12 protein-coding genes are annotated in these 12,730 nt (G+C 72.1%); 4 read left to right on the top strand and 8 right to left on the bottom strand.

Annotated features, from left to right (window positions below; genetic code table 11):
- Positions 1–11 precede the first annotated feature (11 nt).
- Positions 12–539 (bottom strand): phosphatidylglycerophosphatase A, encoded by a 528-nt coding sequence (locus tag ACEN9J_RS17235; protein ID WP_057595781.1) that lies wholly within the window; start codon positions 537–539, stop codon positions 12–14.
- 211 nt (positions 540–750) lie between these two features.
- Between ACEN9J_RS17235 and ACEN9J_RS17230 the strand changes: the two genes are divergently transcribed.
- Positions 751–2,220, top strand: a complete 1,470-nt coding sequence (locus tag ACEN9J_RS17230; RefSeq protein ID WP_413761615.1) for an MFS transporter — start codon at positions 751–753, stop codon at positions 2,218–2,220.
- Here the strand turns inward: ACEN9J_RS17230 and ACEN9J_RS17225 are convergent.
- Together ACEN9J_RS17225 and ACEN9J_RS17220 are read right to left on the bottom strand one after the other, a co-directional pair.
- The gene (locus tag ACEN9J_RS17225) at positions 2,217–3,923 is read right to left on the bottom strand and encodes an FAD-dependent oxidoreductase (protein ID WP_413761614.1); all 1,707 of its coding nucleotides are present in this window, start codon (positions 3,921–3,923) and stop codon (positions 2,217–2,219) included. The two genes, ACEN9J_RS17230 and ACEN9J_RS17225, sit on opposite strands and share 4 nt — an antisense overlap.
- Before the next feature lie 11 nt (positions 3,924–3,934).
- Positions 3,935–4,948, bottom strand: coding sequence for a Bug family tripartite tricarboxylate transporter substrate binding protein (locus ACEN9J_RS17220; protein WP_057593328.1), 1,014 nt, complete (start codon positions 4,946–4,948; stop codon positions 3,935–3,937).
- A gap of 101 nt (positions 4,949–5,049) precedes the next feature.
- Here ACEN9J_RS17220 and ACEN9J_RS17215 point away from each other — a divergent pair, with 101 nt between their 5' ends.
- Positions 5,050–5,946 (top strand): LysR family transcriptional regulator, encoded by an 897-nt coding sequence (locus ACEN9J_RS17215; RefSeq protein WP_057593327.1) that lies wholly within the window; start codon positions 5,050–5,052, stop codon positions 5,944–5,946.
- 13 nt (positions 5,947–5,959) lie between these two features.
- On the opposite strand, the gene thiL is transcribed toward ACEN9J_RS17215, so the two are convergent.
- The 5 genes from thiL to apaG all read right to left on the bottom strand — a co-directional run bounded on the left by thiL (position 5,960) and on the right by apaG (position 11,911).
- Positions 5,960–6,934: a thiamine-phosphate kinase gene (thiL, locus tag ACEN9J_RS17210; protein ID WP_413761613.1), complete on the bottom strand. Its 975-nt coding sequence runs from the start codon at positions 6,932–6,934 to the stop codon at positions 5,960–5,962.
- Between the two features lie 38 nt (positions 6,935–6,972).
- On the bottom strand, positions 6,973–8,193 hold the full coding sequence (locus ACEN9J_RS17205) for a YbdK family carboxylate-amine ligase (RefSeq protein ID WP_261209187.1): 1,221 nt from the start codon (positions 8,191–8,193) through the stop codon (positions 6,973–6,975).
- Entirely contained in the window at positions 8,190–9,464 is a 1,275-nt protein-coding gene (locus ACEN9J_RS17200) for a cation:proton antiporter (protein WP_413761612.1), read from the bottom strand. The genes ACEN9J_RS17205 and ACEN9J_RS17200 overlap by 4 nt, the downstream gene beginning before the upstream one ends.
- Positions 9,461–11,437 (bottom strand): site-specific recombinase, encoded by a 1,977-nt coding sequence (locus ACEN9J_RS17195; protein ID WP_413761611.1) that lies wholly within the window; start codon positions 11,435–11,437, stop codon positions 9,461–9,463. The genes ACEN9J_RS17200 and ACEN9J_RS17195 overlap by 4 nt, the downstream gene beginning before the upstream one ends.
- A 78-nt stretch (positions 11,438–11,515) precedes the next feature.
- On the bottom strand, positions 11,516–11,911 hold the full coding sequence (gene apaG / locus ACEN9J_RS17190) for a Co2+/Mg2+ efflux protein ApaG (RefSeq protein WP_261209182.1): 396 nt from the start codon (positions 11,909–11,911) through the stop codon (positions 11,516–11,518).
- Positions 11,912–12,010: 99 nt separating this feature from the next.
- On the opposite strand from apaG, the gene ACEN9J_RS17185 reads away from it, so the two are divergent.
- Positions 12,011–12,286 carry a type II toxin-antitoxin system Phd/YefM family antitoxin gene (locus tag ACEN9J_RS17185; RefSeq protein WP_057593318.1) on the top strand — a complete coding sequence of 92 codons (276 nt, stop codon included), beginning with the start codon at positions 12,011–12,013 and terminating at the stop codon, positions 12,284–12,286.
- A gap of 4 nt (positions 12,287–12,290) precedes the next feature.
- On the top strand, positions 12,291–12,716 hold the full coding sequence (locus ACEN9J_RS17180) for a type II toxin-antitoxin system VapC family toxin (protein WP_413761610.1): 426 nt from the start codon (positions 12,291–12,293) through the stop codon (positions 12,714–12,716).
- The last annotated feature ends 14 nt before the right edge of the window (positions 12,717–12,730 follow it).

The following is a 12,730-nucleotide window of genomic DNA, read 5'->3' as shown; positions in this document are numbered from 1 at the left end:
GGGTCGGGGTCTCACCAGGCGCGCCAGAGCGCGATCACCAGCAGCGCGCAGAAGGCCGCCACCAGGTCGTCGAGCATGATGCCGAAGCCGGCGTGCCACCAGCGCACCGGCGCGGCATCGCGCGGCTTGAACAGGCCGTCGGCCCAGGCCACGGGGCCCGGCTTGGCGGCATCGAAGAAGCGGAACAGGGCGAAGGCGACGGTCTGCGCCCACAGGCCGGCCGGCGTCACCAGCCACAGCACGATCCAGAACGCGACCACCTCGTCCCACACCACCGCGCCGGGGTCGGCCAGGTTCATGTCGCGCGCCGTCAGCGTGCAGGCCCACCAGCCCAGCGGCAGCGAGACCCCGATGATCCAGCCGATGGCGGCCGGCGACAGCCAGTGCTGCATCACCGAGAACGCGGCCCAGGCCCACAGCGTGCCCACGGTGCCGGGCGCGAAGCGCGACAGGCCGGAACCCAGGCCCAGCCCGATGAAGTGCGCGGGATGCGAGAACAGGAAGCGCGCGCTCGGGCGGCGGATGGAGGGCGGGGGCATGGCGCCGGAAGTGGGCATCGGACGGGCGGGATCGGAGACGGGAACGGCGGCGTGCATCAGCCGGGAGTGTCGCGCATCTTGCCGCGGCGGGCGCCGCCTTCGTTTTTATTTATCAAAGCAATTGCTTGTTTAATTCAGGGCGCGGGCCTAGTATCCGGGCACCTTCCAGATCCGGGTCCGGGCGCTGCGCCATCGGGCCGCCGCTTCCATCATGGCCTCTTCCTCCTCTCCCTCCCTCGACCGCTCCCGCGCCGACCCGCCGGCCACCGCCGGCTGGGGCGAACTCTTCAGCGGCCGCAACGGCTGGCGCGCGCTCGCGCTGACCGGCGGCGTCGCGCTGCATGCGGTCAACGTCCACATCGTGACCACCGTGCTGCCCTCGGTGGTGCGCGAGATCGGCGGGCTGGACTGGTACGCCTGGAGCACCACGCTGTTCGTGCTCGGCTCGATCCTCGGCGCGGCGCTGTCGGTGCGCCTGCTCGCGGTGCTGGGCCCGCGCGGCGCCTGCCTCGCGGCGCTGGCGGTGTTCAGCGCCGGCTCCATCGGCTGTGCGCTCGCGCCGGCCATGCCGTGGATGCTGGCCGGCCGCACGGTGCAGGGCCTGGGCGGCGGGCTGCTGGCGGCGCTGAGCTACGGCCTGATCCAGCTGGTGTTCGCGCCGCGGCTGTGGCCGCGCGCGGTGGCGCTGGTGTCGGGCATGTGGGGCGTGGCCACGCTGTGCGGGCCGGCGGTGGGCGGGCTGTTCGCGCAGGGCGGCCACTGGCGCTGGGCCTTCTGGACCCTGCTGCCGGTGGCGGCCGCGCAGGCGCTGCTGGTGACGCTGCAGCTGCGCCCCGCGGCCGGCGTGCGCCACGAGCGCCCCGCCAGCGCGCCGCGCATCGCGCTGCCGCAGATCGCGCTGCTGCTGGCCTCGGTGTTGGTGATCGCGGCCAGCGAGTTCGGCGCCTCGTTGCCGGCGCAGGCCGCGGGCGTCGCGCTGGGGCTGGCGCTCGGCATCGCCGCCACGCGCGTCGACCGCGCCTCGGCCGTGCGGCTGCTGCCCACGGGCGCCTATTCGATCGCCGCGCCGCTGGGCGCGATCTACGCCAGCGTGGCGCTGCTGCTGATCGGCACCACCACCGAGATCTTCGTGCCCTATTTCCTGCAGCTGCTGCACGGCCACACGCCGCTTGCGGCCGGCTACCTCACGGCCGCGATGGCCGGCGGCTGGAGCGTGGGCTCGCTGCTGTCGTCGGGGCGCAGCGGCGCGGGGGCCGACCGCATGCTGCGCGCCGGCCCGGTGGTTTGCACGCTGGGCCTGGCGACGCTGGCCGTGCTACTGCCCGCGCCGGGGCATCTGCCGGCCGGGCTCGAGACGCTGGCCGTCGCGCTCGCGCTGGCGGCCGTGGGGCTGGGCGTGGGCATCGGCTGGCCGCACCTGCTGACGCGCGTGATGTCGCGCGCGCCGGCCGGCGAGGAGGGCCTGGCCTCGGCCTCGATCACCACGGTGCAGCTCTACGGCATGGCGGTCGGCGCCGCGGTGGCCGGGCTGGTGGCGAACGCGGCCGGGCTCACGCAGCCGGGCGGCGTCGAGGGCGCGCGCTCGGCGGCCGTGTGGCTGTTCGCGAGCTTCGCGATCGCGCCGGCGCTGGTGGTGCTGCTGGCGCGGCGCGTGGTGTCGGCCACGCGCGCTGATTCCTAGGCCAGCACGCCTTCCCAGGGCAGCGCGCGCTTGGTCGCGCGCTCGCGCTGCGGCTCGCCGCGCAGCCGCGCCACCAGCGCATAGACGTCGGCCGGGATGTAGGCGCCGCGCCAGGCCACGTGCTGGTCGGCGCGGCACAGCACCAGCCGGTGCGCGTAGGCCGGCGGCACCACGGCGGCGTCGATGTCGAGCACCGTGAGCGGCATGCGGTAGGTGTCGGCCGCGCGTTCCAGCGCGCGCACGTCGGCGCTGCGGTCGAAGCGCAGCAGCGTGTAGCCCGGGCCGAAGGCGTCGTACAGCGAGCGGCCGTCGGCCAGCCAGAAGTGCGGCGCGCGGCAGCCCGGCACGGTCGAGGCCGTGAAGGCGCCCATCGAATAGGCCGGCGGCACGTGCTCGCCGTCGGGCACGATGATCGGCGAGCCGGTGTAGAAGTAGCCGAAGTTCAGGCCCGCGCAGCAGAACTGCTGCACGTTGAGCTCGTAGGCCTCCTGCCCGATGTCGGCGCGCAGCGCGTCGCCCTCGGGGCCGGGCGCCTCGATGTTCGGGGGCACCGCGCGGCGCGCGCGGATCATCTTCTGCGCATGGTCCATCGCGAACTGCGAGACCTGCTCGGTGATCGGCAGCCGCTCGGCCTCGTAGGCGTCGAGGATGCCCTCGTCGGCCCAGCCCTGCACGCTGGCCGCGAGCAGCCACGAGAGGTTGAGCGCGTCGGCGATGCCGGCGTTCATGCCGTAGCCCGCGTAGGGCACCCACAGGTGGGCGGCGTCGCCCGCGAGGAACACGCGGCCGTTGCGGAAGCGGTCGGCCACCAGCCGGCGGCCGACCCAGTCCTCCTTGCTGAGGATCTCGTACTCGAAGTCGGAGCCGACGCCGAGGATCTCGCGCAGCGAGCGGTCGCGGTCCACCGAATCGAACTCGGGCTCCTCGGCATTGAGGTGGTTGTGGACCAGCCAGGTCTCGTGGCCGTCGATGGCGAACATGGTGCCGCAACGGCGCGGGTTCATCGCGTAGTAGGACCACGCGGGCTTGCCCGGGATCAGCGCGCGCAGGCCGGGCGCGCGGATGCAGGTCGACTGCACGCGCTGGATCACCGCCGTGCCCTTGAGCTTCGCCCCCATCTGCTTGCGCACCGCCGAGCTGCCGCCGTCGCACCCCACCATGTAGCGCCCGCGCAGGCTGCGCGTCACGCCGCTGTCGAGGTCGGTGGCGATCGCCGTCACGCCCTCGGCGTCCTGCACGAAGCCCGCCACCTGCGTGCGGTTGAGCAGGGTCACGCCCGGCAGCGCGGCCGTGTGGCGCAGCAGGATCGGCTCGAGGTAGATCTGGTTGATGCGGTGCGGCGGCTCGGGCGTGGGCCACCAGGCGTCGGGTCCCTCGGTCTCGGTGTAGCGATCGCGCCGGCAGGGAATGGGGATGCGCGCGAGCTCGGTGCCGGTCACGCTGGTGCGGAACACCACGTCGTTCGGGTGGTCGGCCGGCAGGCCCGCGTCGCGCAGCTTCTGCGCCACGCCCAGGCGGCGGAACTGCTCCATGGTGCGCGACGCCACATGGTTGCATTTCACGTTCGGCGGCTCGGCGAAGGCGCGCGTCTCGCACACGATCGTGCTGACGCCGCGCGAGGCCAGGTCCATCGCGAGCGAGAGGCCCACCGGGCCGGCGCCGACGATCAGCACGTCGGCCTGGAGATCGAGGTCGTTCTTCATGCGCACGGGGTCTATTCGAGCTTGATGTTGGCGGTGCGGATCACCTGCGCCCACTTGCGGGTCTCCGCGCGGATGTAGGCATCGAAGGCCTCGCTCGACCCCGGCGCGGGTTCCACGCCCAGGTTGCGCATCGCGGCCTTGATCTGTTCGTCGCCGAGCGCCGCGTTGATCTCGGCGTTGAGCCGCGCGACCACCGGCGCCGGCGTGGCCGCCGGCGCCACCACGCCGAACCAGCCGGTCGAGTCGTAGCCGGGCAGGCCGGCCTCGGCCACCGTCGGCACCTCGGGCAGCATCGGCAGCCGCGCGGGACTGGTGACCGCGAAGGCGACCAGCTTGCCGGCCTTGATCTGCTGCAGCGCCGAGGGCAGGTCGACCACCGCGAGCGGGACCTGTCCCGCGAGCGCGTCGAGCGCGGCCGGGCCCGAGCCGCGGTAGGGCACCTCGACCAGCCTGACCTCGGCCATCTGCGCGAACAGCGCGGCCGACAGGTGCATCGCCGTGCCGTTGCCGCCATGGCCGATCGACAGCCCGCCGGGCTGCGACTTCGCGAGCGCGATCAGCTCGCGCTGGGTGCGCGCCGCGACCGAGGGATGGCCCACGATCACGAACGGGATCGCGGCCAGCATGCCCACGGGCTTGAAGTCCTTGAGCGGATCGAAGGGCATCTGCGCATAGAGGCTCGCGTTGGCCGCGAGCGCGCCCGCCGCGCCCACGCCCAGCGTGTAGCCGTCGCCCGGTGCCTTGGCCACCAGCGTGAGCCCGACGTTGCCGCCCGCGCCGGGCCGGTTGTCGACCACCACCGGCTGGCCCAGCTTCTCGTTGAGCCGCGGCACCAGCATGCGCACCACCGCGTCGGCGCTGCCGCCGGGCGGGAAGGTCACGACCACGCGGATCGGCTTGTCGGGAAAGGCGCCCGCCGCGGGCGCCTGCGCGAAAGCGGGTCCGCCGCACAGCGCGGCGGCCGCGGCCAGCAGCAATTGCCTGCGCGGCGGTTGCATCGCGCCGCGGGCGATCGTTGCGGTCATCGGTACTCCTTGAATGTGCATCCGTGTTCTGGCGCCCGATTGAACGATGGGCGCATTCATTCGTAAATCAAGAAATTCAGAACCAAATATCATGTTTCCTGATGAAAGCGAACTTCAGTCCTACGATCCGCCAGCTGCGCGCCTTCCTCGCCGTCTACCAGCTGCGGCAGCTCAGCGCCGCGGCGCAGCGGCTGTTCGTCACGCAGTCGGCCGTGAGCATGCTGCTGCGCCAGCTCGAGGACGGATTGGGCACGCGGCTGTTCGACCGCACCACGCGCTCGCTCAAGCCCACGGCCGCCGCGCAGGAGATGCTGCCGGCGGCCGAACGCATCCTGCGCGACGTCGATGCGCTCGCTTCCGGCTTTCGCGACCTCGCCACGCTCGAGCGCGGCCGCGTCTCGATCGCGATCACGCCGACCCTGGCCTCCTTCCTGCTGCCCGAGGCGATCGGAGAGTTCCAGCGGCAGCATCCCAAGGTGCGCGTGGTGGTCAGCGACTGCGCGCCCGACCAGTTCATCGCGCGCATCCTCGGCGAGCACGTGGACTTCGGCATCGGCACGCCCGAGCGGCCCGGCGCCGAGGTCGAGACGCAGCGCCTGCTGCGCGACCATCTCGCGCTGGTGTGCCGCGACGACCATCCGCTGGCGCAGGCGCGCGTGGTGCGCTGGACCGACCTCGGCCGCCACCCGGTGATCACGGTGCGGCCCGGCTATGGCGTGCGGCCCTTGATCGACGGCACCGCCAGCGATGCGGGCGTGGCGCTCGAGGTCGCGCACGAGGTGTCCTTTCTCTCGACCGCGCTGTGGATGACCGCCTGCGGCATGGGGCCGTCGATCATGCCCTCGGCCTTCGCGCGCGCGGCGGGCGATCCCTCGCTGGTCATCAAGCTGCTGAGCGCGCCGCGCGTCTCGCGCGACATCTCGGTGGTCACCAAGCGCGGCCACACGCTGTCGGAGGCGGCGCGCCAGTTCCTCGACGTGCTCAAGCGCACGCTGTGAGGAGGACTGGCGTTCAGGCGAAGTGATCGAAGGAGCCGAAGCGCTGCGCCACCGGCGTGCCCGCGGCATCGACGAAGCGCAGCCCGCTCTCGCCATCGATGCGCCCGATGCGCGTGACCGGCGTCGCGCTGTCGCGGCCGGCCTGTTCCACCGCCGCGCGCGCCGAGGCCGGCGCGGTGAACACCAGCTCGTAGTCGTCGCCGCCCGAGATCGCCATCGCGCGCAGCGTGTCGCGTTCCAGCCCCGCGGCGGCGGCCGAACCGTCGGCCACGGCCGCGATGCAGTGCATCGCGGCGTCCACGTCGAGCGTCGCGCCCACGCGGCTCGCGCGCAGGATGTGGCCGAGGTCGCCCGCGAGGCCGTCGCTCACGTCGGCCGCCGCGCTCGCGATGCCGCGCAGCGCCTGGCCCAGCGCCACGCGCGGCGCGGGCTGCTCCATGCGTGCGCGCGTGCGCTCGAACAGCGGGCCCGGCAGCGACAGCGTGCCGCGGAAGTTCTCGAGCGCCAGCCGCGCATCGCCGAGCGTGCCGCTGATCCACAGCTCGTCGCCCGCGCGCGCGCCCGAGCGCAGCAGCGCCGCGCCGGCCGGCACCTCGCCGAATACGGTGATGCAGAGGTTGAGCGGGCCGCGCGTGGTGTCGCCGCCCACCAGCTCGCAGCCGTGCTCGTCGGCCAGCGCGAACAGGCCGCGCGAGAAGCCCTCGAGCCAGCCTTCGTCCACGCCCGGCAGCGCCAGCGCGAGCGTGAAGGCCAGCGGCTTCGCGCCGCAGGCCGCCAGATCGCTGAGGTTGACCGCCAGCGCCTTGTGGCCGAGCCGCGCCGGATCGACGGTCGAGAGGAAGTGCCGGCCCTCGACCAGCATGTCCGAGGAGACCGCGAGCTGCATGCCCGGCGCGGGCGCGAGCAGCGCGCAGTCGTCGCCCACGCCCAGCGGGGAACGGAGGGCGGGGCGTTGGAAATAGCGTTGGATCAGGTCGAATTCACCCATGCGCCGAGCATAAATGCATGCGTTCGGCTGTCCGCCTCTTACGCCGCCCCGCGAAAGCGCAGCGACGCCTGCCGCACCACCTCCGCCAGCAGGCGCTCGCGCCCCTGCCGCTCGCGCAGCCAGCGCGCGTCGTTGCGGTTGGTCTCGACGCTGGTGCGCAGCTCGCCCAGCGCCTGGGTGGCGTTGAGCGCCTCGCTGTGCCATTCGAGCTGGGTCATGGTCATCAGGATGTGGTCGCGCAGCGGCATGTGCTGGCCGCTGGCGGGGTCGACGTAGACCGCGTCGAGGCCGAAGCGGCAGGCCTGGAAGCGGTTGTAGGTGTAGACCAGGTAGTCGTCCTCGCTGGGTTCGAAGGGCTGCTCCTGCAGGAACCAGGCGGCCAGCGACTGCACGTAGCCCGCGAGCGCGGCGGCGCGCGCCACGGTCAGCGGGGTGTCGAAGACGCGGATCTCGATGGTGCCGAACTCGGGCTTGGGCCGGATGTCCCAGTAGAAGTCCTTCATGCTGCGCACGACGCCGGTGCGGGTCATGCGCTCGAAGTAGGCCTCGAATTCCTTCCAGCTCGTGGTGAAGGGCGCGCGGCCCGACAGCGGGAAGGCGAACACCGAGTTCAGCCGCGCCGAGTCGAACTGCGTGTCCTGCCCCTGCACGAAGGGCGAGGAGGCCGACAGCGCGATGAAGTGCGGGATGTAGCGCGACATGCGGTGCAGCATCAGGAGCGCCGAGTCGGCATCGGGGCAGCCGATGTGCACGTGCTGGCCGAAGATGGTGAACTGCTTGCTCAGGTAGCCGTAGAGCTCCGACAGCTCGCGAAAGCGCGGCTTGTCGTAGATGCGCCGCTCGTGCCATTGCTGGAACGCATGCGTGCCGCCGCCCACCACCGCGATGTTGAGCTTGTCGGCGTTCTTGATCAGCGCGTCGCGGATCGGCGTGAGCTGCGCGATCACGTCCTGCGCCGAATGGCAGATGCCGGTCGAGATCTCGATCATGCTCGAGGTCATCTCGGGCACCACGCTGCCGGGCAGCGGCGTCTGCGCCATGAGGCGCAGCATGTCTTCCGCATACGGCGCGAGGTCGTAGTCGTGCGTGTTCACGAGCTGCAGCTCGAGCTCGACGCCGAGCGACAGCGCCTCCGACTTGTTGAAGGGCTCGAGCTTGACGGCGCGGCTCGCGGGATCGGCCGGCAGCGGCGCCGAGCGCACGTCGTCGCTGTCGGGGTCGATCGCGGCGGTCGGGGTGGGGGTCGTGTTGCTGCTCATCGCTGCGTGTCCTCGGCGGTGCTGCTGAAGGCCTCGGGCGCCCAGGGCACCGAGCTCTCGCCCACCGCGTGGATCGCGACGGTGGCAAGCACGGCGCCCAGCAGCTCCATCAGCAGGATCGAGGGCAGCGCGACCTGGGTGATCATGGTGCCGAGCAAGGGCGAGGCGGTGGCGAAATTGGAGGCGATCAGGAGCGCGATCGAGGACAGCGGCGACATCGCGCAGCCGACCCAGAAGGCCTGCTTCCAGCTCGCGCCGCTGCCGGGATTGGCGATCGCCACGCCGGCGATCTTGGCGACCATGCGCACGGCGATCAGCGCCAGCACCACGCTGGCCACGGGCAGCGTCCAGTCGGCCTGCGCCGCGACGATCGACACCAGCACGAACATCAGCATGGTGAGCAGCGAGGCCGCGGTGCCGAGCTGGCGCTGCCAGGCCCAGGGCTTGGGGTTCAGGGTCTTGAGCAGCACGCCGCCGATCAGCGCGGCCAGCGGCGCGGAGCCGCCGATGTGCGCGGTGACGGCGGCGCCGGCGGCGATCAGCGCGAGCAGCAGCAGCGAGGTGTTCTCGCTGGTCGGGCTCATCACGCGCAGCGCGGCGCGCAGCGCCAGCGCCATCAGCGCGCCGACCACGAAGGACAGGCCCAGCACCACCGCGATCGGGTAGAGCTTCTGCAGCACGGTCTGCGGCGCGCGCTCGATCAGCCCGGCCTGCGCATAGCCGAGCGCGAGCGCGTAGAAGGTGTTGAGCGTGGCCAGCGTCATCGCGCGCTCGGTCACCGGGCCGGCGGCGCGGGTGTCCATGATCACGCGGCTGAGCACCGCCGGCGAGGCGACGATCGCCATCAGCGCGAGCGGGTTGGCCACCGGGTCGGGCAGGCCCAGCAGGCGCAGCACCCAGAACACGCCGAAGTAGGTCAGCGTGGCTTCGAGCAGGCTCTGCACCAGCACCATCGGGTTGTGGCGGAACCAGCGCAGCGGCAAGCGGCCGCCGGCCTCGAACAGCACCACGGCCACGCCGAGCTCGAGCAGGAACAGGCTGATGCCGCGCAGCGGCCAGATCGCGCCCTCGAAGCCGGCGAAGCCGACGATGGTGCCCACGATCGAATAGCCGACCACCTTGGGCATGCCCATGTAGCGGCGCACCAGGTGGCCGGAGGCGGCGGCCGCTGCCAGCAGCAGCGACCACAGCACGGTGGGAAGGCCGGCCGAGGGGCGGGCCCATTCGGACCAGAAGCCCATCAGGTCGGCGGTGAGACTCGTCAGGTTCATGCGGGTAGGAAAAAGCTCGTGGGCCGGCTGCGCCAGCGCTCGCGCAGCGCGCCGCGGATGCGGGCGCGGTCGGCGAGGCTCACGCTGTGCGCGCGCAGCGCCAGCCGGAAGGCGAAATAGAAGCTCACGCTCACGTTGAGCGCACCGATCGCCGGGATCGCCGCCACCGCCCACCACAGCAGCGGCTGCTGCAGTGCCGGCAGGCCGAGCGACACCGCGGCCGCGCCGATCTGGCCGGCCGACAGCGTCACGTGGCGCACGTCGAGGCCGAGCCCGAAGAAGCCCGCGACCGCGGGCAGCAGTCCGAGCATCAGGCCTAGCGAAATGTTGGCGGCGAAGCCGGAGATATGGGTGCGCATGAAGTCGGCCCATCGGCGGGCCCGGGCGGCACCCAGGACGGCGCCGATGCGGGGGTTGTACCGCATGGCGGAGTCCAGCCTGTGCAGGACAAAGGCGTTTTCTGCCCAGCCCGCGATCAGGCTGGAGGCGAACAGCAGCACCCCCGTGAAGGCCGCGAACAGCACCGTGGGGCCCGCGAGCGACAGCGAGCCCAGCACCGCGCCCGCGTGCGCGGCATCGAGCAGCGGCCGCTGCAGCGCCAGCTGCCAGGCGATGGCGAGCGCGGCCACCGCCGGCACCACCACCAGCACGTTGCCCAGCACCGCCGCCACCTGCGAGCGCACCAGGTTGGCGACCTCGTCGACGAATTCGTCGAGGCCGCTGTCGGCGCGGATCCCGCGCAGCCGCGCGGCCAGCGCCGGTGCCGTCATGGCCGGCTGCTTGGTGGCGAGCGTGAGGTGCAGCAGCTGGATCGCGACGAAGCTGGCGGCGTACATCACGCCCGAGCCCAGGCCGCTCCAGAAGGCCGACAGGCCCAGCGCGTAGATGCCGAACTTCGCGAGCACCGTGAGCGAGGTCAGCGCGCCGCCGCCGGCGGCCTTGCGCACCATCTGCCGGTAGCTCGCGCGGTCGCGCGTGATGTAGTGCTCGCCGGTCTCGGCGCTGCGCTCCGTGACCTTGGCCGCGAGCATCGAGGAGTTCGAGGCGATCAGCGCGCGGATGCTGTTGCGCTCGCTGCCGGCCTGCACCAGCCGGGCCACCAGCCGCGCGATGCTGACCGCGGGCGTGGGCGACATCAGGCCGTCGAGCAGCTCGCGGATGCGCAGCACCCGCTCGCGCATCTGGCGCACGCGGAACACCAGGCCGACCGAGATGCCGTTGTCCTCGAGGTGCTCGTAGACCGAGGCGGCGCTCGCGCGGCAGGCATCGAGCCGGTCGCGGAACGCGACGAAGGCGGCCTGCACCGCGGCCTCGTCGCGCGGCCGGTCGTCGAACAGCCGCTCGCGCAGCTCGTCGAGCTCGGCCATCAGCGCATGGAAGGGGCGGCTCTCCTCGGTGCTGCGCATGCGCAGCCGCAGCTCGGACGAGAAGCCCGCGGCCACCAGCTGGCTCGCGCAGTAGGTGATCGCGTCCATCAGCGTGGCGCGCCAGCGCGGCACGGTGGCGCCGTCGTCGCTCGTTTCATCGGTCAGCAGCGCGCCGATGCGCACCAGCTGCGAGGCTTCGAGCAGCGCGATCCAGCGCGCGTCGAAGACGCCCGGCAGCACCATGCGGAACAGCTCCGAGGCATCGGTGGTCTCGGGCGTGCCCGGCAGGATCTTGCGGCGCAGCCGCTCGTTGAATTCGCTGAGGAAGGCGGTGCGCGGCGCGAAGCCGTAGTCCGCCAGGAGCGTCGACAGGTCGACGTCGCGCGTGAAGGCGCGCCACCAGGCGCGCACGCGCTCGCGCAGCTCGGGCCGCGCCTCGATGGCGTCGAGCAGCAGCAGCACGCGGCCCATGGCCGCCTGCGGCGAGGCACGGTCGCCGCGCAGCCAGTCGAACAGGTCGATGAGCCAGATGTGGCGCCGAGCCACGTCGGCGGAAGGATCGAGGCCGGCGAGCAGCCCCTGCAGGTCGCGCGAAGCGGCAGCCATGGGAAGAGGGATCGAAAAGGGAGAAGAGGAGGGCGATGCCGCAGCGGGAAGGTGTCCGTGCGGGTGCCCGGGCGGGGGCTAGTGCAGCACGCGCGAGACCGGCGCGCCGCCGACGTCGGCCTCGAGCACGAACATCGGGATCGGCACGTCGAAGCGCTCGCCGTCCTCGGTCACCACGAGGTAGCTGCCATGCATGGTGCCGCTCGCGGCCTGCAGCCGGCAGCCGCTGGTGTAGCGGAAGCTCTCGCCCGGCGCCAGCAGCGGCTGCTGGCCGATCACGCCCAGGCCCTTGACCTCCTGCGCATGCCCCGAGGCGTCGTTGATCAGCCAGTGCCGCGCGATCACCTGGGCACCGGTGGAGCCGGTGTTGGTGATCGTGATGGTGTAGGCGAAGGTGTAGATGCCTTCCTTCGGCGAGGACTGGTCGGCGAGGTAGCGCGGCTCGACCTCGATGGAAAGGGGGCTGTGTGACATGCGCGCGATGGTAACTGCTGGTTTTTGGCGCGGGGGGAGCTTCCCGGTGCCGGGCCGGCTTTCTTGCGGAAATGGCGAAGAAGGGATAATCTGGTCGGTATGACCAGAATTTCTCTTCCAGGCCATTGGCCGCTGCAGGACGCCAAGGCGCGCTTCAGCGAACTGGTGCGCCGCGTCCACAGCGAGGGGCCGCAGCACGTCACGGTCCACGGGCGCGACGAGGTCGTGGTGATCGCGGCCGAGGAGTTCCAGCGCCTGCAGGGCGCGCGCACGGGCCAGGCCCTGGTCGACATGCTGCAGGCGTCGCCCCATCGGGACATCGAGCTGTCGGTCGGCGCCTCCGAAGCCTCGCCGGTGCGCAGCGTCGAGCTGTGATGCCGTGAGCGGCTTCCTGCTCGACACCAACGTGCTGTCCGAGCTGCGGCGCCCGCGCCCCGAGCCCCGGGTGGTCGCCTTCGTCGCGGCACAGCCGCTGGAAAGCCTGTTCGTCAGCGCCGTCACCTTCGCCGAAATCCGCTTCGGCATCGAACTGGTGGCCGACATCCACAAGCGCGCCCAGCTCAACGACTGGCTGCAACTGCAGCTGCGGCCGCTGTTCGGCTACCGCGTGCTGCCGGTCAGCGAGGACGTGATGTTCAAGTGGCGGCTGATGGTCGAGCAGGGCCGCAAGGCCGGGCGCACCTTCTCGCAGCCCGACCTGATCATCGCCGCCACCGCCGCGCAGCACGGCCTCGCGGTGGTCTCGCGCGACGCGGCTGGTTATGCCGGCACCGGCGTCGCGCTCGTCGATCCCTGGCAGGCGTAGAAGTCCGGGAGCTC

It is taken from the genome of Variovorax sp. Varisp41, assembly GCF_047325085.1.
Lineage (GTDB): Bacteria > Pseudomonadota > Gammaproteobacteria > Burkholderiales > Burkholderiaceae_C > Variovorax.
This window is presented reverse-complemented; position numbering and strand designations above follow the sequence as displayed.